The sequence below is a fragment of the Pigmentiphaga sp. YJ18 genome (genome assembly GCF_038066655.1).
Taxonomy (GTDB): domain Bacteria; phylum Pseudomonadota; class Gammaproteobacteria; order Burkholderiales; family Burkholderiaceae_B; genus Pigmentiphaga.
Map to the genome: position 1 here is coordinate 2,558,460 of NZ_JBBUKU010000001.1, position 18,382 is coordinate 2,576,841.

An 18,382-nucleotide genomic window follows, 5' to 3' on the forward strand; every position below is an offset into this window, starting at 1 on the left:
GATCGATTTCCTGATCGCGAACCTGGCGCCGATCATGTTCGCCAACCTGGTGGTCTTTCTGCTGCTGGGGTTCCCGGTGGCGTTCGCGTTGGCTGCCAACGGCATGCTGTACGCGCTGATCGGCATCGAACTGGGCCTGCTGACTCCGGTGCTGTTCCAGGCGTTGCCGCAGCGGGTATTCGGCATCATCGCCAACGATTCGCTGCTGGCGGTGCCGTTCTTCACCCTGATGGGGCTGGTGCTGGAGCGTTCCGGCATGGCCGAGGACCTGCTCGAGACCATCGGGCAGTTGTTCGGTACGCTGCGGGGCGGGCTGGCCATCGCCGTGGTGTTCGTCGGCGCGATGCTGGCGGCCACCACGGGCGTGGTGTCGGCCTCGGTCATCTCCATGGGACTGATCTCGCTGCCCATCATGCTGCGCTACGGCTATGACCGCAGGCTGGCCTCGGGCGTGATCGCGGCTTCGGGCACGCTGTCGCAGATCATCCCGCCCTCGCTGGTGCTGATCATCCTGGCCGACCAGCTGGGCCGGTCGATCGGCGACATGTACCGGGGGGCGATGCTGCCAGGATTCCTGCTGGCCGGCGCCTACGTCGCGTTCGTGGTGCTGGCGTCGCTGTTCCGGCCGGCCAGCGCGCCGGCCCTGCCCGAAGAGGCCCGCCGCTTCCAGGAACCCAACGGGACGCGCGGCGGCCGCTCGCTGCTGGTGCTGATGATCATTTCGGCGGGCATCGCCACGCTGGTCGGCAACTATCTCGAACACGACACCGCGCCGGTGGACGAACGCATCGTGCTGACCATGCTGATCTGGGGCGTCTCGGCCTTCATCATCGCGCTGGCCAACAAGGTGCTGCGGCTGGGGTGGCTGTCGGCGCTGGCCGAGCGGGTCACCTTCGTGATGATCCCGCCGTTGTTCCTGATCTTCCTGGTGCTGGGAACCATCTTCATCGGTGTGGCCACCCCCACCGAGGGCGGCGCGATGGGGGCGGTGGGCGCGATCGCGATGGCGCTCATCCGCAAGCGCCTCACGCTGGACCTGCTCAAGCAGGCGATGGACACCACGACCAAGCTGTCCTGCTTCGTGGTGTTCATCCTGATCGGTTCGACCGTGTTCGGCCTGACCTTCCGGGCCGTCAGCGGCGACCTGTGGGTCGAACACCTGCTGACGTCCGTGCCCGGCGGCCAGTGGGGCTTCCTGATCGTCGTCAGCGTGCTGACCTTCGTGCTGGCCTTCTTCCTGGATTTCTTCGAGCTGGCCTTCATCATCGTGCCGCTGTTGGGGCCGGTAGCCGAGAAGATGGGGATAGATCTGATCTGGTTCGGCGTGCTGCTGGCGGTCAACATGCAGACCTCCTTCATGCATCCGCCATTCGGCTTCGCGCTGTTCTACCTGCGGTCGGTGGCGCCCAAGGAAGACTATCTCGACAAGGTCACGGGCAAGCGCATCGCCCGCGTCACCACCGGCCAGATCTACTGGGGCTCCATCCCGTTCATCGTGATCCAGTTGTTGATGGTGGCCATCGTGCTGCTGATGCCGGGACTGGTGATGCACTACAAGGGCGACCGGGCCGTGGTGGACCCGGGCAGCGTCAAGATCGAGGTGGACAGCACCTACGGCGAAAGCTATGGCGGCGGCAGCGTCTATGGGCAAGAGCCCGCGCCGGGGCAGGAGGGCAAGGACCCGAACGCCGACTTCAAGTAGCTCGTTGCGCCGCGGCGGCGATCTCCTGGGTCACCGCCGCGGCGCAGTGCCGCACCAGTTCGGCATAGCCTTCCTCGTTCACCAGCTTCTCGCGCTTTTTCTCGTAGACTAGGGTGGTGGCGCCCACGACGTGGCGCCCATCGTTGAAGATGGGCGCCGCGATGCCGATGACGCCCGGGTCGATCTCCTCGCGCGAGACGTAGTGGCCGTCCTTGCGTATGCGCTTGTAGTGCCGGGCGAAGGACGGCCAGTCGCCGGCGATGGCCCGCACCTCGGCATCGGCCTTGTGGCGCTCGTACAGCCGCTTCAGGCGCGCGGCCTGGAGGTTGGCCAGGATCACCGCCGAGGCGGCGCCCTTGAACAGCGGCATCAGATGGCCGCGGTCCAGGCTCATGGGGGTGAGTTCGCCCACCAGCTCATGGTGGCTGTGCACGATCTCGTCCCCATAGATGTTGCACAGTACGACCGTCATGGCCGTGCGCTGGGCGAGTTCACGCATGCTGGCGCGGCTGGCCAGCAGGATGGGTTCGGACCGCCGGATGCGGTAGTCGAGTTCGATGATCTTCGCGCCCAGCGCGTAGCGCCCCGCGATCTTCGCCAAGAGGCCGGTCTCGCATAGCTGTTTGACGTAGCGGAAGGCGGTGGGCCGGGAGACGTCGAGCAGGTCGGCGATCTCCTCGGCCGCCAGCGTGATCCTGGCTTCGGAGAAAAGGTCCAGGACCTGGAGGACTTTGGCGAACTGGGACATGGCGGGATCGATGCACCTCGGTGTTCGGCGCGCCGGCCATGCCGGCCGGCGCGCTCGCAGGCATGATGGTAATCAATCCCGGGCCGGCCCGCCCGGTCAGCGGGGCGCGGCGGCCGGAGCTTCGAAGTCCGCCGCGATCTTGCGGCGGGTCCAGTCGATGATGGTCTCCATGCACTGCGCGAGTTCCCGGGGCTGCCCCAGGTAGTAGTGGGTCGCGCCCTGGATCTGCACGAACTCCTTGTCCGGGGTGCCGAGCGCGGCATGGATCAGGGGGTTGTGGGTGGCGGGCACGGCGTCGTCCGCCTCGTTCTCGATCTGCAGGACGGGAACCTGGCGTATCCGCGCGGCGTTCGCGGGGCCCTTGATGTTGGAGTGGTCGTAGGACCATTGCGACAGCCAGCTGCGCAGCGTGCTGAAGCGGGCCAGGCCGGCGGGGCCGGAGTTGACCACGCGCGGGTCGCCCAGGTAGCACCAGTTCGGCTTGCGCCCGTTCGGGTCCAGCGCGGGGTCGAGCCAGCGCACGTCGCACATGGTGCGATGGACCACGAAGCCGCGTTCCCGCTCGCCCGACGACGAGCGCTTGAGCCGGTCCAGCGTATCGAGCACCCAGGCGCTGATGCGGCGATTGCGCGCCAGCTGTTCCGCCCGGAAGCGCGCCACGAAGTCCTGCGCGTAGGGCGGCCGGTTGGGGCAGTCGGGGGCGTAGATGTCGAGTTCGAGGTCGCGGTCCTCGGGGTCCAGTTCGTTGCGGACCGAGGGGTCCAGCCATTCGGTCAGGGTTTCCGGCCGGCTCAGGTGGGCGGCGATGAAGATGATGCCGTCCGCCGGCGTCAGGCCCGCCTGCGTCAGGTCATAGGGATCGCCCGCCGGCGTGTGCGTGATCGAGGGGGCCTCGGCCTGGGCCTCGTAGAACAGCGACAGCGCGCCGCCGCCGGACCAGCCGACCAGCACCACCTTCTCGTAGCCCAGTTCTTCGCGCGCGTAGCGCATGTAGGCGCCCAGGTCGGCCGCCACCTTCTCCATGATCAGGGCCGAATCGTTCTTGGCGTAGCGGCTGCCGGCGCACAGCACGTGCATGCCCGACTCGGCCAGCGCCACGGGCATGGGCAGGAGCTGCAGCGTGGAGGCCGGATGCATGAACAGGAACACGACCTTGGACGGCACGTCGCGCGGCACCAGCCGCTGGCCCTCGAGCACGGTATAGCCCTGGCTGCCGTTGAAGCCGTAGGTTTCCACCATCTCGACCGGCTCGCGGAATTGCAGGATGACGGGAATGCGATCGAAGGTGTGCTTGGACGGCGTGGACATGACGCTGATTTCCTTGTGGATGGCGGGGCAGGCGGTTAGCGATGGGCGGCCAGGGGCCGGGTGCGGATCCAGTCCGCCAGTTCGGCATGGGCCGAGGCCTTGAATTCATCGAGCCGGGCGGGGGGCGCCGTGCGCGTGGTCAGTTCGAGCCGGATGCCGTTGGGATCGAAGAAGTAGATGGACCGGACGAAGCCGTGGTCCGTCACGCCCAGGACCTCGACGCCGTCTGCCTCCAGCCGGGCGCGGGCCGCGTGGAGTTCGGCCTCGGATTCGACCTGCAGCGCGATGTGGTTGACCCAGTCCGGAGTGTTGGCCGAGGGCTGGGCCGCCTGGCCGTCGCCCAGGTCGAAGAAGGCCATGTAGGAGCCGTCCCGCATCTCGAAGAAGATGTGGACGTAGGGGCAATATTCACCGGTGCTGGGTACGTGGTCGGCGCGGATCACGTGCGCGAGCGGCAGGCCCAGGAGGTCCTCGTAGAAATGACGGGTTTCCTCGGCATCCCTGCACCGGTAGGCGTAGTGATGCAGGCCTTGGATGGGAACGAGCGCTGCCATGGGGGTCTCCTTGCTTTCCGGAGCGGAGGATGCCGTGCCGGAACGGTCGATGGTATGGCAGCGATTCTCGGCTAATTTTAAAAAAGTATCAAGATCAGATACTTTTAATTTGAATATTGCTTTTTCGTGTCGATAAAAATTATCAATAGTTTCCGAATTTGCAAAAACAAAAGCCGCCTCCAGGGCGGCTTCGGGAAGGTCGGGCGGTCCGGCGCGGACCGCGCCGGGGTCAGAGGAAGGAGGGCCGGGCCTTCAGCGAGGCCGGGCTGTAGCCGGCGACTTTCTTGTAGTTGTCGGAGATGGCTTGCAGCTCGGCCTGCGGGACGATGGATTCGAGCTGCTCGAAGCGCTTGCCGCCGGTGCGTTCAAAGACCTCGCGCAGGATGGCGTCGGGCGGATTCGTGCGGTTGGTCAGCACCACCTGCGTGGTCGCCGCGACCCGGACCTTGTCGTAGTCCTGCAGGGCTTCCACGGTCAGGCCGCGCTGCTTCAGCTGGCCCGCCAGGTAGCGCGCGTCGATGATGGCCTGGCCCGCGCCGTTCGATCCACGCGGCACCATGGGGTGGGCGGCGTCGCCCAGCAGCGTCAGGCGGCCCTGGGTCCAGGTGGGCAGCGGATCCTGGTCCACCATCGGATATTCCAGGATGGAGTCCGAGGACCGGATCAGGGCGGGGACGTCCAGCCAGTCGAAATGCCAGTTTTCGAAGGCGGGCAGGAAGTCTTCCAGCCTGCCGGGCCGGCTCCAGTCGCGGATGGCCGGGTTGGGATCGGTGATCTCCGCCACCCAGTTGATCAACTGGCCGCCCTTGCCGTCGACGTCGTTGCGGATGGGGTAGATCACCATCTTGCCCACGTCCAGCCAGCCCGCGCGCACCATGCTGGCCTCGCTCAGGAACGGTTTCCATACCGCGGTCCCGCGCCACATGTTGACGCCCGAATAGCGCGGCGCGCCTTCCTGCGGATAAAGCTGCTTGCGCAGGGCCGAGTGCACGCCGTCGCAGGCGATCAGCAGGCGGGCCTGCACGTCGGGCAGGCGTTCGCCCTCGGGCGAGACGAAATGCGCGGTGATCGAGTCGGCGTCCTGCGTGGCGCCGGTGCAGCGGTGGCCGCAGACCACGGCGTCCGGGCCCAGGCGCTGCTTGACGGCATCGAACAGCACGGTCTGCAGGTCGCCCCGGTGGATGGAGTATTGCGGCCAGTCGAAGCCGGCGGCCAGGCCCGCGGCTTCGCGGAACACGAACTGTCCGTGTTCGTTGAAGAAGATCGATTCGCGCGTGCGCACGCCCACCTTGTCCAGTTCGGGCAGCAGCCCCAGTTCGGACAGCTCGCGCGCCGCGTGGGGCAGGACGTTGATGCCCACGCCCAGCGGCCGCAGCTCGGGCGCGGCCTCGTAGATGCGGCAGGCGATGCCGGCCTGGTGGAGACTCAGGGCCAGCGTCAGTCCGCCTATTCCGGCGCCGATGATGACCACGTCTTCTTTGCTGCTCATGTTCGCACCCTCGTGAAGAACTTTCTCGCGGATCCCCGACCGGGAACCGCTGATGCTGGTATTAGGCGCCAGAACGTATTATTTTTGAAGTTTAGATATGATATGAATACATATTAGAGTTTTATGAATCTCTCATTGCGCCAGTTACAGGTGTTCCTGCACGTCGCGCGTATCGGCAATTTCACTCGTGCCGCCGAGAAGGCCCACATGACGCAGGCCGGGCTCAGCATCATGATCCGCGAGATGGAAAAGCAGCTCGATTGCCGGCTGTTCGACCGCACGACCCGCATGGTGGTGCTGACCGATGCCGGCCGCGACCTGCTGCCGGTGGCGCAGCGGGTGGTGGGCGACCTGGAGGAGGTGGTGTCCAAGCTGGGCGTGGCCGGCCGGCGCGCGCGCCAGACCCTGCGCATCGCCGCCACGCCGCTGATTTCGTCGAACATCCTGCCGCGGGTCTTCCAGCTGTTCAAGCAATCCCATCCGCACGTGGAACTGCGGCTGGCCGATGCCGATCTGCCGCAGGTGGAGGCGCTGGTCGCCGGCGGCGAGGCCGACATCGGGCTGGGGTTCTTCTTCAAGACACTGGCGGGTCTGGACCGGGCGCCGGTGGGCAAGTTCAGGCTGATGCGCGTAGCGCCCACCGACGGGGCGCCGGGCCGACCGGTGGGCACCGCCGCCTGGGCCAGCCTGCGCGACGTGCCATTGATCGGCCTGCCGCCCGCCAATCCCATCCAGCGGCTGATCGAGCCGCACCTGGAGAAGATCGGACGCGGCAACGAGGACCGCCCCAGCTTCAATTTCTTCGAGACCCTGATCTCCATGGTCGAGGCGGGGCTGGGCACGGCCGTCATCCCCACGTTCGCGCTGGTGGCCTGCCACCGGCACCGGGTGGCGACCGACCTGCTGGCCAAGCCCGCCGTCAGCCTGGATCTCTATCAGGTGACGCGGCGCGGTTTCAAGGTGCCGCCTGTCATGGAGGATTTTCGCGCGACCCTGATGGAGGCGCTGCCGGCCGTTGGCGGGTAGGGCGGCCATCCGGCTAGGGCGGTCCCGGCGGATGCGATAATCCGCCTGGTTCGCGCGTCCGTCCGGCGCGCAGGAAAAGGAGACGGCCCACCGGCCACGCTTATGTTGCTGCAAGTGATCTATCTGGTCGCGATCACCGCCGAGGCCGCCTCGGGCGCGATCATGGGCATGAGACGGCGCATGGACCTGTTCGGAGTCTGCGTCGTCGGCACCGTCACGGCCCTGGGCGGCGGCTCCATCCGCGACGTGCTGCTCGGCCACTACCCGCTGGGCTGGGTGGCCCATCCCGAATATCTTTTCTTCACCGTGGGCGCGGCCCTGGCAGCGGCGTTCCTGGTCCGGTACATGCACCGGGTGCGCATGGCCTTCCTGCTGCTGGACGCGCTGGGGCTGGTCGCCTTCGCCGTGATCGGCTGCGACGTGGCCGAGGCCGCGGGCGCGCATCCCGCCATCGTGGTGCTGATGGGCATGGTGACGGGCATCTGCGGCGGCCTGCTGCGCGACATACTCTGCAACCAGGTGCCGCTGGTCCTGCGCCGCGACCTGTACGCATCCGTCGCGCTGGCGACCGGCACGCTGTACGTGCTGCTGCAGCGCTACGGCATCGGCCACGACCACGCCACGGCCATCGCCCTGGTCACCGGGTTTCTGTTCCGCATGGTGGCGATCCGCTGGAGCCTGACCCTGCCCGTCTTCACGACCCGAACGCCTCCCGAACATTGAAGGAACGTCCTCGATGAGCCAGACCTCTTTGCAATACCGTACCTTCCTGCTCCTGCTGGTGCTGGTCACGCTGGCGTTCGGCTGGCTGCTGTGGCCGTTCTTCGGCGCCGTGTTCTGGGGGGCCATCCTGGCCATCATCTTCTTCCCCCTGCAGCGGCGGCTGGTGACGGCGTTCGGCGGCCGCAGCAACCTGGCCGCGCTGGCCACGCTGGGGGTGTGCGTGCTCATCGTCATCATCCCCGTCTCGGTCATCGCGGGCGCCATCGTCAGCCAGGGGGCCGGGCTCTATGAACAGATCAAGGCCGGCGACATCGACTTTCGCGCATACCTGGACCAGGCCATGACGGCCCTGCCGCCCACGGCGCGGAGCCTGCTCGAGAATTTCGGCCTCGTCGACGTGAGCAGCGTCCAGGACAAACTGGCCCAGATGGCCACCCGGGGCAGCCAGTTCTTCGCCACCCAGGCGCTCAACATCGGCCAGAACACCTTCCAGTTCGTCATCAGCCTGGGCGTCATGCTGTACCTGCTGTTCTTCCTGCTGCGCGACGGACCCGTCCTGTCGGCGCGGGTCCGCCAGGCCCTGCCGCTGACCGAGGAGCACAAGCGCCATCTGTTCCGCAAGTTCATCGCGGTCGTGCGCGCCACGGTCAAGGGGAACATCGTCGTGGCCATCACCCAGGGCGTGCTGGGCGGCCTGATCTTCTGGATCCTGGACATCAAGGGCGCGCTGCTGTGGAGCGTCGTAATGGCCTTCCTGTCGCTGCTGCCGGCCGTGGGGGCGGGACTGATCTGGGGCCCGGTCGCCATCTACTTCCTGTTGACCGGCGCGGTGCTGCAGGGGGTGATCCTGACGCTGTACGGCATCCTGGTGATCGGCCTGGTCGACAACGTGCTGCGCCCCATCCTGGTCGGCAAGGACACTCGCATGCCGGACTACGTGATCCTGATCTCGACCCTGGGCGGCATGGCGCTGTTCGGCATCAACGGCTTCGTGATCGGGCCGCTGATCGCCGCGCTGTTCATGGCGGTCTGGGACCTGTTCTCGTCGATAGACGGTCCGCCTTCCGCCGACGAGAACTGATCTTCCCTCCCGGCCGTTGCGGAATTCCGGAACGGCCGGCGGCCCGCATGGCGGAATTCTGGCCGCTCCCGCCGTTCCCGCTTCCTTCTCTGCTCCGAAAACGCCAATGAAAACAGGCGCTTGGCGCGCGATCGCGCGCGTGGGCCGCGCTGGCATGGGTGTTGCTAATCCTCCGTCGCTGTAACGAGAAGATTCAAGACACCCGACAGGAGGAGGCAGGAATGAGACCCGAGACAAAACGCGGGCGGCAGGCGCGCGCCCAGGGATATGGGGTGGGCCGGCTGGCCCTGGCGGCGGGCACCGCCGCGGTGCTGGCCGCGGCATGCGGCGGAGATGACGGGGATGGCGGACCGCCTCCCGGGCCGCCGCCCGCGCCCGCCCTCAAGCTGAGCACGGTGTCCTCGCTGCCGGACTACGTCACGGGCGACGACGCGCTGGTGCGGCTGGAAGTGCCGGCCGGCGTGAGCGGCACGCCGGAGGTCATGCTGGGCAAGAGCGACGTGTCGCGCGCTTTCACCCAGGTCGGCGACCGCACCTGGCAGGGTCTGGTGGGCGGCATGGTACTGGGCAAGAACACGCTGCGCGCCCAAGTGGGGGATTCGACCGCCACGCTGGAGGTCACGAACTATCCCATCACCGGGCCGATGATTTCCGGTCCCCACCAGAAGCCTTTCCTGTGCACCACGACCAGCTTCGGCCGGCTGGGCGGCGGCACGCTGGACGGCCCTTTCGGCGAGCACTGTTCCACCAACACGCGGGTCGACTACTTCTACCGGAACAAGTCGGGGGGCAACAGCCGCTGGAACACGCCCACGACCTATCCGGCCGACATGACCACTATCACCATCGACGAGGGCAAGCCGACCGAGCGCACGGTGCCATATCTCGTGCGGCTGGAGACGGGCACCATCAACCGCGGCATCTACCAGTCGGCGATGCTGCACGATCCGCTCAACGACGGCGAGATCGGTCCCAACAAGCGCTCCAAGGCCTGGAACGGCAAGCTGATGTATCCGCTGGGCGGCGGCTGCCAGGGCGGCTGGTACACGCAGGGCGCGACCTTCGGCACCCTGATCGTCGACGAATGGATGAAGCAGGGCTACGCGGCGGTCACGTCCACGCTGAACATCTTCGGTTCTAACTGTAACGACCTGCTGTCGTCCGAGACCGTGGCGATGACCAAGGAGCGCTTCATCGAGGCCTACGGCGTACCGGTCTACACCATAGGCACAGGCGGCTCGGGCGGTGCCTACCAGAGCTTCCAGACTTCCGACAATTATCCGGGCCTGTTCGACGGCATCATCGTGAACATGGTGTTCCCGGACGTGACTTCGGCGACGCTGTTCAAGGTCTTCGATTCCCGGCTGCTGAACAACTACTTCAACCGCGCGGGCGGGCTGGCCTATACCGACGAGAAAAAGAAGGCGATCTCCGGCTATCTGCAGGTTGGCAACATCGCCAACATGAGTGGCAGCGCCGGCCGGCTGGATCCGGTGGTCTCGTTCCCGGCGGGCTTCCAGGACAGCCTGAAGTACCACCCCGTCAACAATCCCGGCGGCAGCCGGGCCACCGTGTATGACCATACGGTGAACGTCTACGGCAAGGACAGCCGGGGCTTCGCGCTGCGCCCGATCGACAACGTCGGCGTGCAGTACGGCCTGAAGGCCCTGAACGACGGCGCCATCACGGTGGACGAGTTCCTGGACCTGAACGCCAACATCGGCGGTCTGGACGTGGACCTCAAGCCCATGGCGGCGCGCACGGCGGGTGACATCGACGCCATCCGCCGCGCGTATCAGTCCGGCCGCATCACCCACGGCGGAGGCGGCCTGGCCTCGACCGCCGTCCTGGAGCACCGCGACTACTTCGACAACGCGGTGAACGGCGACATCCACAACAAGATCCATTCGTACTCGGTGCGCGAGCGCCTGAAGGCCGCCAACGGGCATTTCGACAATCACGTCATGCTCGGACCGGGCCCGGTGGGCGACAACTTGCTGCAGCTCATGGACCAGTGGCTGATGGGCGTGGTGGGCGACACCTCCGACCAGTCCAAGCCGCGCAAGGTCGTCTCGCACAAGCCCGCGGGGCTGGCCGATGCCTGCTGGGACAGCGGCGGCACCAAGATCGTCGAGCCGTCCACGGCCTTCGGGGATGGGCGCTGCAACCAGCTCTACCCGGCGGGCACCACGCCGCGCCTGGTCGCCGGTGGGCCGTTGGCCGACAACATCGTCAAGTGCCAGCTCAAGGCGGTGGATCCGGCCGACTACAAGACCGCGCTGAACGCCGGCCAGCTGGAGCGCCTGCGCCAGATTTTCCCCGATGGCGTCTGCGACTGGAGCAAGCCCGGCGTGGAACAGCAGCCGCTCAAGGGCACCTGGCTCTCGTTCGGCCCGTCCCCCAAGAACCAGTTGTTCGACGTCACCCATCCCTGAGGAGCAAAGACATGAAGTTTCTTTCCACACTATCGCTCGGCGTCATGGCAGCCTTGGCCGCGCCGGCCCAGGCGCAGGACTTCCCCGGCAGCGGGCCGATCGTCGCCGTCGTGCCGTTCGCCGCGGGTGGCCCCACCGACAAGGTGGCGCGCGACGTGACGGCGGTCATGGCACGGCACCTGAAGGGTCAGATCGTGATCGAGAACGTCGGCGGCGCGGGCGGCACCATAGGCGCGAAGAAGGTCGCCACCGCGCGCAACGACGGCCATACGGTGCTGATCCATCACATCGGCATGTCCACGGCGCCTGCGCTGTACCGCCAACTGGGCTTCGACCCGCTCAAGGACTTCGAGATGATCGGCGAGATCGCCGACGTGCCGATGGTGCTGCTGGGCACCAAGAGCCTGCCGCCGGATAACTTCAAGGACCTGCTGCCCTACATCAAGGCCAATTCCAGCAAGCTGTTCCTGGCGAACGCCGGCATCGGATCGGCCTCGCACCTGTGCGGCCTTCTGTTCATGAGCACCATAGGCACGCAGCTGGGCACGGTGCCCTACAAGGGGACCGCGCCGGCGCTGACCGATCTCATCGGCGGCCAGGTGAATCTGATGTGCGACCAGACCACCAACGTCGCCGGACAGATCAAGGCCGGCGTGGTCAAGCCCTACGTCGCGATGCAGTCCTCGCGCATCGACGCCTTCAAGGACATTCCCGCCGCGGCCGAGCAGGGGCTGCCGGGCATCGAGGTCAAGATCTGGCATGCGATGTACGCGCCCAAGGGTACGCCGCCGGCGGTGGTCGAGAAGCTGTCGGCCGCGCTGCAGGCGGCGGTCCAGGACCCGGTGTTCCGCGGGAAGATGGCGGAACTGGGCGCGCAGGCGGCGACCGGCGAGCGGGCCCGTCCCGACTCGCTGCGCAAGCATCTCGGCAACGAGATCGCCAAGTGGACGCCCATCATCCGGGCGGCCGGCGTCTACGCCGACTAGGCGGCAAAGGAGCTTGCGCCGTCCCGTTGCGCAAGCTCCGATGTCTTTCCGGGCGTGCCTGGGATAAATTGCGGACACTAGAACGACAATCATGGATGGAGACTTGAGCGTCAATCCGCCCGCTCGCGGTTTTTCCAGGCGCCGCCTGGCGTGGGGCGGCGCCTGTCTGTTCGTCGCCGCGCTGGCGGTGATGCTGGCCTACATCTGGGGCGAACGCACGGGCATCCAGGCGCTGCGCCAGGGCGTCGAGCACAGGCTGGACATCTATGCCGGCGGCGTGCAGAGCGAGCTGACCCGCTACGACTACCTGCCGGGCATCCTGTCCCTGAACAAGGACGTCATCTCGCTGTTGCAGGACCCCGCCAATCCCGAGCGGATCGCCCGGGTCAACCTGTACCTGGAAACGGTCAACCGGAAAGCCGGATCGTCAGAGATCTACGTGATGAACATGGAGGGGCTGACGCTGGCCGCGAGCAACTGGAACCGGCCGCCCAGCTTCGTCGGCCGAAATTTCTCGTACCGGCCTTATTTCATCGACGCGGCCAAGGGGCTGTCGGGCCGTTTCTACGGCATCGGCACCGTCAGCCAGTCGCCCGGCTACTATTTTTCGTACGGCATCTATCGCGATGGCAAGATGCTGGGGGTGGCGGCGCTGAAGGTCGATCTCGACAAGCTCGACGACGCATGGCTGCGCGCCGACGAGAAAGTGGTGGTGGTGGACGAGAACGGCGTGATCTTCCTGACCTCGGTGCCGGGCTGGAAGTTCAAGACGCTCGCGCCGTTGTCGTCACATACGCTGCAGAAGCTGGCGGTGACCCGCCAGTATCATCGCGCCGGCTCGCTCGAGCCGCTGGGCATGGCCGAGGTCGGCAAGCAGCCCGAGGGCGTGCGTATCGTGCAGTTCACCAGCGAGGCGGCGCGCGAAGGCGAGGGCGGCAATTTCCTGCTGCCGTCCTACCTGGTCCAGAGCCGCCAGATACCGGGCACGCAGTGGAAGCTCATGGCCTTGTCCAACATGGCGCCCATTCATGCGCGCGCCCGCAACATGGCCATTGCCGTGGCGCTGGCCATGGGGTTCCTGGCCATCCTCGGCCTGTATCTCCAGCAGCGGCGGCGCGCCATCGCACAGAGCATGGCGGCCAGCGCGGCCTTGCGGCGCGCGCACGACGAGCTCGAGCGCAAGGTGGCGGCGCGCACGCAGGCGCTGAGCAACGCCAACCGCCATCTTCAGACCGAGATCGCCGAACGCCGGCGCGCCGAGGAGGTCCTGAAGTCCACCATGGACGAGCTGGTTCAGGCTGGCAAGATGGCGGCGCTGGGCCAGATGGCCGCGGGTATCACGCATGAGTTGAACCAGCCGCTGGCGGCGCTGCGCACGCTGGCCGACAACGCCACGGTGCTGATGCAGCGGGGGCGGCAGGCCGACGCCGAGGAGAACCTGACCCTGATCGGGCAACTGATCGCCCGCATGGGCAAGATCACCGGCCAATTGAAGAAGTTCGCGCGCAAGTCTCCGGCCCTGCTCAAGCCGACGTCGATCGCGGTGGCCGTGGCCGACGCCTGTTTCCTGCTCGAACAGCGGCTGCGGCAGGAAAGGATCGAGTTGTGCCTGAGCGTGCCGGAGGATGCCTGTGCCTATTGCGACGGCAATCGGCTGGAACAGATACTGGTCAACCTGCTGGGCAATGCCATCGATGCCATGGCGCGCACCGATAAGCGGCGCCTGGACATCTCGGTCAGGGAAGCGGAGGGCTGGGTCGCCATATCGGTACTGGACAGCGGACCGGGCATTCCGGACGAAGTGATGCGCCGGCTGTTCGAGCCCTTCTTCACGACCAAGGAGCAAGGGGTGGGATTGGGCCTGGGGCTGGCGATCTCGGCGGGTATCGTGCGCGATTTCGGCGGGAGCCTGCGCGCCTGCAACCGGGAAGAGGGCGGGGCGGAATTCGTGCTGCAATTGCGGCCGGCGAAGTTGGAGGAGACGATGGATGCATGAAGGATTGGCGGTACTGTTTGTCGAGGATGACGCGGCGGTCAGGCTGGGCGGCAAGCAGGCGTTGCAATTGGCGGGCCTGGAGGTCAAGGCCTTCGAGTCGGCCGAGCAGGCGATCAAACACATCGTGCCCGGGTTTCCCGGCGTGCTGGTGACGGACGTGAAGATGTCCGGCATGGACGGGATGGAACTGCTGCGCCGCGCGCTGGAGATCGACGCCAGCCTGCCGGTGATCCTGGTGACCGGCCACGGCGACATTTCGATGGCGGTACAGGCCATGCGCCTGGGGGCCTACGATTTCATCGAGAAGCCTTTTTCGTCCGAGCATCTGAGCGAGGTCGTGCAGCGGGCCCTGGATAAGCGCGGGCTGACGCTGGAAGTGCAGTCCCTGCGGCGGCAGCTGGACAATCGCGTGGCCATAGAAAGCGCGCTGCTAGGCCGGTCGCCGGCCATGGTCGCACTGAGAAAGGTGGTGCAGGACCTGGCCGACACCGACGCCGACGTCCTGCTGGTGGGAGAAACCGGCACGGGCAAGGAACTGGTGGCCCGGTGCCTGCACGACCACAGCCGGCGGCACGATCGCCATTTCTCGGCGCTCAATTGCGGCGGCATGCCCGAGACGCTGTTCGAGAGCGAGGTGTTCGGCCACGAGGCCGGTGCGTTCACGGGCGCGGCCAAGCGGCGCATCGGCAAGATCGAGTACGCGCGGGGAGGCACGCTGTTCCTGGACGAGATCGAGACCATGCCCATGGTGCTGCAGATCAAGCTGCTGCGCACCTTGCAGGAGCGGGTGTTCGAGCGGCTGGGCTCGAACGAGCCGCAGCCCATGGATTGCCGGGTGGTGGCCGCCACCAAGACCGATCTGCTGGCCGAGTCGGAGCGGGGTGCGTTCCGACCGGACCTGTACTACCGGCTGAGCGTGGCGGTGCTGGAGATCCCGCCGCTGCGCGAACGGCGCGAGGACATCCCCCTGCTGTTCGAACACTTCATCCTGCAGGCGGCCCTGCGCTATGGGCGCGAAGCGCCGGTGCTATCGGGCTCCCAGTTGCAGCCGCTGATGGCGCATCACTGGCCGGGCAACGTGCGCGAGCTGCGCAACGTGGCGGACCGCTTCGTGCTGGGGCTGGCCAAGGACGGACTCGCGGGCGCGGCGGCCAGCGTGAAGCGTTCGCTGGAAGAGCAGATGGCCAGCTTCGAACGCCTGCTGATCGAGGACGCCTTGAAGAGCTGTTCGGGCCGCACGGCAGCGGCCAGCGAGATGCTGGGCCTGCCGCGCAAGACGCTTTACGACAAGATGCACAGGCTGGGCCTGAGCACCGACGACTTCAAACAGGGGTGAGGGCGCCCGCCAGGCGCGGTCCGCTGGGCGGCCGCTTGCCGGCCGAGGCCGGCGGCTCGGGAACGAGGACGTAGCGTCCGCCTTCCTGGGCCGCGGTATAGCCCGTGCCTCGCAGCAGGGTGTCCAGACCGTCCTGGATGGTGTGGCGGCCGGTCAGCCCGGGAGTCGTCAGGCCAGCCACCAGGGCCGGGTCGAACGACAGGCGTATGCCCGCCTGGCGGGCATATTTCTCGAGCGCGGGGCGCAGGTCGCCGCGGGAAATGGCGAAATCCTGCCGGTGCTCGGCCGAGGCATTCGGGCCGGCCTGTGCGTGCGGCATGCCGGGCAGGGCCAGCAGCCAGCCTATCGACAGGGCCACGGGTACCGCGACCATCAACGACTTGCCCGGGACGGTGAACGTCCGCCGTTTGGCGCGGCGGGGCCGCAGGGGGATAACTTGGCACGTCATACGAGTCTCCTGTTGCGGGACTGCGCCGTGGCGCGACCTGCTTGTAATTGTTCGATGACGCCCCTAGGGTAGCACGCCGCGCTTCGCCTAGTGGGCGACCCGCACCACCAGCTTGCCGAAATTGCGCCCGTCCAGCAGGCCCATGAAGGCGGCGGGGGCGTTTTCCAGACCCTCCACCACGTCTTCCCGGTACTTGATGCGCCCGTCGGCGATCCAGACCGCCATCTGGCGCGAGAACTCCCGGTAGAGCGGGCCGTACCAGTCGGAAACGATGAAGCCCTGGATGCGCAGGCTCTTGGTCAGCGCCAGGCGCATCAGCATGGGCAGGCGGTCGGGGGCTTCCACGCCCGGCACGGCGTTGTATTGCGAGATCAGGCCGCACAGCGGGATGCGGGCATGGCGGTTGAGCAGCGGCAGCACGGCATCGAACACGGCGCCGCCCACGCTCTCGAAATAGACGTCGATGCCGTTGGGGCTGGCCGCCGCCAGCCGCTGGGCAAGATTGGCGGCGCGATGGTCCACGCAGGCGTCGAAGCCCAGTTCGCGGATGGCATGGTCGCACTTGTCCGGTCCGCCGGCGATGCCCACCACGCGGCAGCCGTGCAGCCGCGCGAGCTGCCCCACGACCGACCCGACGGCCCCGGTCGCGGCGGCGACGGCCACCGTTTCGCCCGCCTTGGGCGTGCCGATCTGCATCAGGCCCACGTAGGCGGTGAAGCCGGGCATGCCCAGCACGCCCAGGGACCAGGATGGGTGGGCGAGGTCCGGCGGCAGGCGGGTGAGCCCCTTGCCGGACGATAGCGCGTAGTCCTGCCAGCCGCTGGCGGCCAGGACCAGGTCGCCGGCGGCGAAGTCCGGATGGCGCGATTCGGCCACGCGGCACACCGTGCCGCCCAGCATGACGTCGCCGACCTCCAGCGGCTTCGCATACGAGGCGGCGTCGCTCATGCGGCCGCGCATGTAGGGGTCGAGCGACAGGTAAAGCGTGCGCAGCAGCACCTGGCCGTCCGCCGGACTGGGCACGGCCTGGGTGTCCAGGCGGAAATCCTCGGGCGCCGGCGTCCCGGCGGGGCGCCTGGCCATGACGATGCGGCGATTCATGGGCGCGGACGGGGGCATCTCGTTCTCCTGGCGGTCGTGGTCGGGCACGTCTCGTGCTGATCGGTGAAGGTCCACCGCTGGGTGGATCGGATCAACGATAAGCCGTCCGGAGCATTTATGAAACCTTCGTCCAGCAAGCCATCCGGGCCGGTTGTCCGGCCCGCCCGTAAACCGGAGCCGCAGGCTACGGAGGCCGATCTCAAGCGCGAGCAGATGGCCCGGCAGAACGACCGGAACACCTCCGCCGACGACCTGGGCCGCGCGCCCCGGTCGAACAAGCTGTCGGGCAGCGGCATCGACGTCGCGGGGCCCGGCGGGAAATAGCCGGGCGCGCCCTCAGGGCGCGCGGCCGCGGTCCAGTTTCAGCAGCGGGACCTGCGCCAATCGATCGCGCAGGATGCGGTGGACCTCATGGTCGTATTCGGCGCGGCCGCCGTCGAGCAGGTCGTACAAGGCCTGATCGTCGGTCGCGCTGCCCAGGAACTGCCAGCGTTCGACGACGTGGATGACGCGGGCCTCGCGTATCCCCACCGGGCCCTCATAGGGCCAGTGCGTGTCGCCGGCCAGGGCCGGCGAACGCGCGCGCCGGTTGTGCAGCGGCGCCAGGGTCCGCAGCAGCCGGTTCTCGTGCAGCAGGGCGCCGATCGCACCGCCCGTCTCCAGCCACTCGATGTTCCGCACCTGTTCGGCCAGGCGCCGCGCCTTGGCCGATTTCCAGTCGCCGGGCTGGAAGTGGGACAGCACCTTGTCGCGCAGCCTGGCGGCCCGGCCGACATACAGCGCCTGTTTGTTCACGTCACGCAAGACATAGACGCCAGGGGTATCGGGCAGCAGGCGGGGCAGCGCCGGATCCAGATACTCGGGCCAGGGCACGCGCCCGGCCAGCGCGTCGACGAGTTCGCTTATCCGCCCGGCCGGAAACTCGCGGTGGATGTCGCGCCAGAAGTGCCACAGCAGGCGCGCGTCGTCCAGCGCGCGGTGGCGGGCGTGCACCTGCAGGCCGTGGCGGGCGATGACCGCATCCAGGCTGTGGCTGCGGTACTGCGGATAGAGCTTGCGCGACAGGCGGACGGTGCACAGGACGTCGGGCCGGAAGGGCCGCTCCAGGCGGTCGAATTCCTCGCGCAGGAAGCCGTGGTCGAAGCGCGCGTTGTGGGCGATGAACAGGTAGCCGTCCAGGCGCCGGGCGATGTCGTCGGCCAGGGCCTCGAACGGCGGGGCGCCGGCCACCATCGCATCCGTGATGCCGGTCAACGACTGGATGGCGGGAGGGATGGGGCGGCCGGGGTGGACCAGACTGCTCCATTCGCGCATGCCGTCGGCATCCACCTGGACGATGCCGATCTCGGTGATGCGGTCGCTGCGCGGCGTCGTGCCCGTGGTTTCCAGGTCGACGAAGGCCAGGCGGGGAGGATGCATGGGAACGGGTGAGGAAGAGGCAGCCTCCAT

The 18,382-nt window shown here is 67.3% G+C and carries 16 protein-coding genes; 9 read left to right on the forward strand and 7 right to left on the reverse strand.

The genetic code is table 11. The features are described from left to right. Nucleotide 1: 1 nt before the first annotated feature. A complete protein-coding gene (locus WKR98_RS12280) occupies nucleotides 2-1,702 on the forward strand; it encodes a TRAP transporter large permease (protein ID WP_124692252.1) in 1,701 nt (566 codons plus the stop codon). Here WKR98_RS12280 and WKR98_RS12285 read toward each other — a convergent pair. The 4 genes from WKR98_RS12285 to WKR98_RS12300 all read right to left on the reverse strand — a co-directional run bounded on the left by WKR98_RS12285 (nucleotide 1,695) and on the right by WKR98_RS12300 (nucleotide 5,801). Beyond that, entirely contained in the window at nucleotides 1,695-2,450 is a 756-nt protein-coding gene (locus WKR98_RS12285) for an IclR family transcriptional regulator (RefSeq protein ID WP_124688357.1), read from the reverse strand. The two genes, WKR98_RS12280 and WKR98_RS12285, sit on opposite strands and share 8 nt — an antisense overlap. Nucleotides 2,451-2,546: 96 nt before the next feature. Continuing rightward, nucleotides 2,547-3,758 (reverse strand): alpha/beta hydrolase, encoded by a 1,212-nt coding sequence (locus WKR98_RS12290; protein ID WP_341433316.1) that lies wholly within the window; start codon nucleotides 3,756-3,758, stop codon nucleotides 2,547-2,549. A 35-nt stretch (nucleotides 3,759-3,793) separates the two neighbouring features. Continuing rightward, nucleotides 3,794-4,312 (reverse strand): VOC family protein, encoded by a 519-nt coding sequence (locus WKR98_RS12295; RefSeq protein ID WP_124688359.1) that lies wholly within the window; start codon nucleotides 4,310-4,312, stop codon nucleotides 3,794-3,796. 229 nt (nucleotides 4,313-4,541) lie between these two features. Then, a complete protein-coding gene (locus WKR98_RS12300; RefSeq protein WP_124688360.1) occupies nucleotides 4,542-5,801 on the reverse strand; it encodes a flavin-dependent oxidoreductase in 1,260 nt (419 codons plus the stop codon). A 123-nt stretch (nucleotides 5,802-5,924) separates the two neighbouring features. Here WKR98_RS12300 and WKR98_RS12305 point away from each other — a divergent pair, with 123 nt between their 5' ends. The 7 genes from WKR98_RS12305 to WKR98_RS12335 all read left to right on the forward strand — a co-directional run bounded on the left by WKR98_RS12305 (nucleotide 5,925) and on the right by WKR98_RS12335 (nucleotide 15,384). Further along, entirely contained in the window at nucleotides 5,925-6,827 is a 903-nt protein-coding gene (locus WKR98_RS12305; protein WP_124688361.1) for a LysR family transcriptional regulator, read from the forward strand. 108 nt (nucleotides 6,828-6,935) lie between these two features. Beyond that, nucleotides 6,936-7,550, forward strand: a complete 615-nt coding sequence (locus WKR98_RS12310; protein ID WP_202865625.1) for a trimeric intracellular cation channel family protein — start codon at nucleotides 6,936-6,938, stop codon at nucleotides 7,548-7,550. A 13-nt stretch (nucleotides 7,551-7,563) separates the two neighbouring features. After that, nucleotides 7,564-8,631, forward strand: a complete 1,068-nt coding sequence (locus tag WKR98_RS12315) for an AI-2E family transporter (protein ID WP_341433317.1) — start codon at nucleotides 7,564-7,566, stop codon at nucleotides 8,629-8,631. Nucleotides 8,632-8,852: 221 nt separating this feature from the next. Beyond that, nucleotides 8,853-11,066 (forward strand): DUF6351 family protein, encoded by a 2,214-nt coding sequence (locus WKR98_RS12320; protein WP_341433319.1) that lies wholly within the window; start codon nucleotides 8,853-8,855, stop codon nucleotides 11,064-11,066. A gap of 11 nt (nucleotides 11,067-11,077) precedes the next feature. Further along, nucleotides 11,078-12,052: a tripartite tricarboxylate transporter substrate-binding protein gene (locus WKR98_RS12325; RefSeq protein WP_341433321.1), complete on the forward strand. Its 975-nt coding sequence runs from the start codon at nucleotides 11,078-11,080 to the stop codon at nucleotides 12,050-12,052. A 91-nt stretch (nucleotides 12,053-12,143) separates the two neighbouring features. Beyond that, nucleotides 12,144-14,048 carry a sensor histidine kinase gene (locus WKR98_RS12330; RefSeq protein WP_341433323.1) on the forward strand — a complete coding sequence of 635 codons (1,905 nt, stop codon included), beginning with the start codon at nucleotides 12,144-12,146 and terminating at the stop codon, nucleotides 14,046-14,048. Then, a complete protein-coding gene (locus WKR98_RS12335; RefSeq protein ID WP_341433325.1) occupies nucleotides 14,041-15,384 on the forward strand; it encodes a sigma-54-dependent transcriptional regulator in 1,344 nt (447 codons plus the stop codon). Before WKR98_RS12330 ends, WKR98_RS12335 begins: the two co-directional genes overlap by 8 nt. Here WKR98_RS12335 and WKR98_RS12340 read toward each other — a convergent pair. Both WKR98_RS12340 and WKR98_RS12345 read right to left on the reverse strand, forming a co-directional pair. Continuing rightward, entirely contained in the window at nucleotides 15,371-15,832 is a 462-nt protein-coding gene (locus tag WKR98_RS12340; protein ID WP_341433326.1) for an STN domain-containing protein, read from the reverse strand. The two genes, WKR98_RS12335 and WKR98_RS12340, sit on opposite strands and share 14 nt — an antisense overlap. An 87-nt stretch (nucleotides 15,833-15,919) precedes the next feature. Then, nucleotides 15,920-16,951 carry an NADP-dependent oxidoreductase gene (locus WKR98_RS12345; protein WP_341433860.1) on the reverse strand — a complete coding sequence of 344 codons (1,032 nt, stop codon included), beginning with the start codon at nucleotides 16,949-16,951 and terminating at the stop codon, nucleotides 15,920-15,922. A 99-nt stretch (nucleotides 16,952-17,050) separates the two neighbouring features. Between WKR98_RS12345 and WKR98_RS12350 the strand changes: the two genes are divergently transcribed. Then, a complete protein-coding gene (locus WKR98_RS12350; protein WP_341433328.1) occupies nucleotides 17,051-17,257 on the forward strand; it encodes a hypothetical protein in 207 nt (68 codons plus the stop codon). Nucleotides 17,258-17,269: 12 nt separating this feature from the next. Here WKR98_RS12350 and WKR98_RS12355 read toward each other — a convergent pair whose 3' ends face one another. Further along, nucleotides 17,270-18,352: an exonuclease domain-containing protein gene (locus tag WKR98_RS12355; protein WP_341433330.1), complete on the reverse strand. Its 1,083-nt coding sequence runs from the start codon at nucleotides 18,350-18,352 to the stop codon at nucleotides 17,270-17,272. Between the last annotated feature and the right edge of the window lie 30 nt (nucleotides 18,353-18,382).

Excerpts from the sequence above, each read along its gene's own strand:
- WKR98_RS12285 (WP_124688357.1), bottom strand. The coding sequence starts at position 2,450 with ATGTCCCAGTTCGCCAAAGTCCTCCAGGTCCTGGACCTTTTCTCCGAA.
- WKR98_RS12290 (WP_341433316.1), bottom strand. The coding sequence starts at position 3,758 with ATGTCCACGCCGTCCAAGCACACCTTCGATCGCATTCCCGTCATCCTG.
- WKR98_RS12295 (WP_124688359.1), bottom strand. The coding sequence starts at position 4,312 with ATGGCAGCGCTCGTTCCCATCCAAGGCCTGCATCACTACGCCTACCGG.
- WKR98_RS12300 (WP_124688360.1), bottom strand. The coding sequence starts at position 5,801 with ATGAGCAGCAAAGAAGACGTGGTCATCATCGGCGCCGGAATAGGCGGA.
- WKR98_RS12305 (WP_124688361.1), top strand. The coding sequence starts at position 5,925 with ATGAATCTCTCATTGCGCCAGTTACAGGTGTTCCTGCACGTCGCGCGT.
- WKR98_RS12315 (WP_341433317.1), top strand. The coding sequence starts at position 7,564 with ATGAGCCAGACCTCTTTGCAATACCGTACCTTCCTGCTCCTGCTGGTG.
- WKR98_RS12320 (WP_341433319.1), top strand. The coding sequence starts at position 8,853 with ATGAGACCCGAGACAAAACGCGGGCGGCAGGCGCGCGCCCAGGGATAT.
- WKR98_RS12325 (WP_341433321.1), top strand. The coding sequence starts at position 11,078 with ATGAAGTTTCTTTCCACACTATCGCTCGGCGTCATGGCAGCCTTGGCC.
- WKR98_RS12330 (WP_341433323.1), top strand. The coding sequence starts at position 12,144 with ATGGATGGAGACTTGAGCGTCAATCCGCCCGCTCGCGGTTTTTCCAGG.
- WKR98_RS12335 (WP_341433325.1), top strand. The coding sequence starts at position 14,041 with ATGCATGAAGGATTGGCGGTACTGTTTGTCGAGGATGACGCGGCGGTC.
- WKR98_RS12340 (WP_341433326.1), bottom strand. The coding sequence starts at position 15,832 with ATGACGTGCCAAGTTATCCCCCTGCGGCCCCGCCGCGCCAAACGGCGG.
- WKR98_RS12345 (WP_341433860.1), bottom strand. The coding sequence starts at position 16,951 with ATGCCCCCGTCCGCGCCCATGAATCGCCGCATCGTCATGGCCAGGCGC.
- WKR98_RS12350 (WP_341433328.1), top strand. The coding sequence starts at position 17,051 with ATGAAACCTTCGTCCAGCAAGCCATCCGGGCCGGTTGTCCGGCCCGCC.
- WKR98_RS12355 (WP_341433330.1), bottom strand. The coding sequence starts at position 18,352 with ATGCATCCTCCCCGCCTGGCCTTCGTCGACCTGGAAACCACGGGCACG.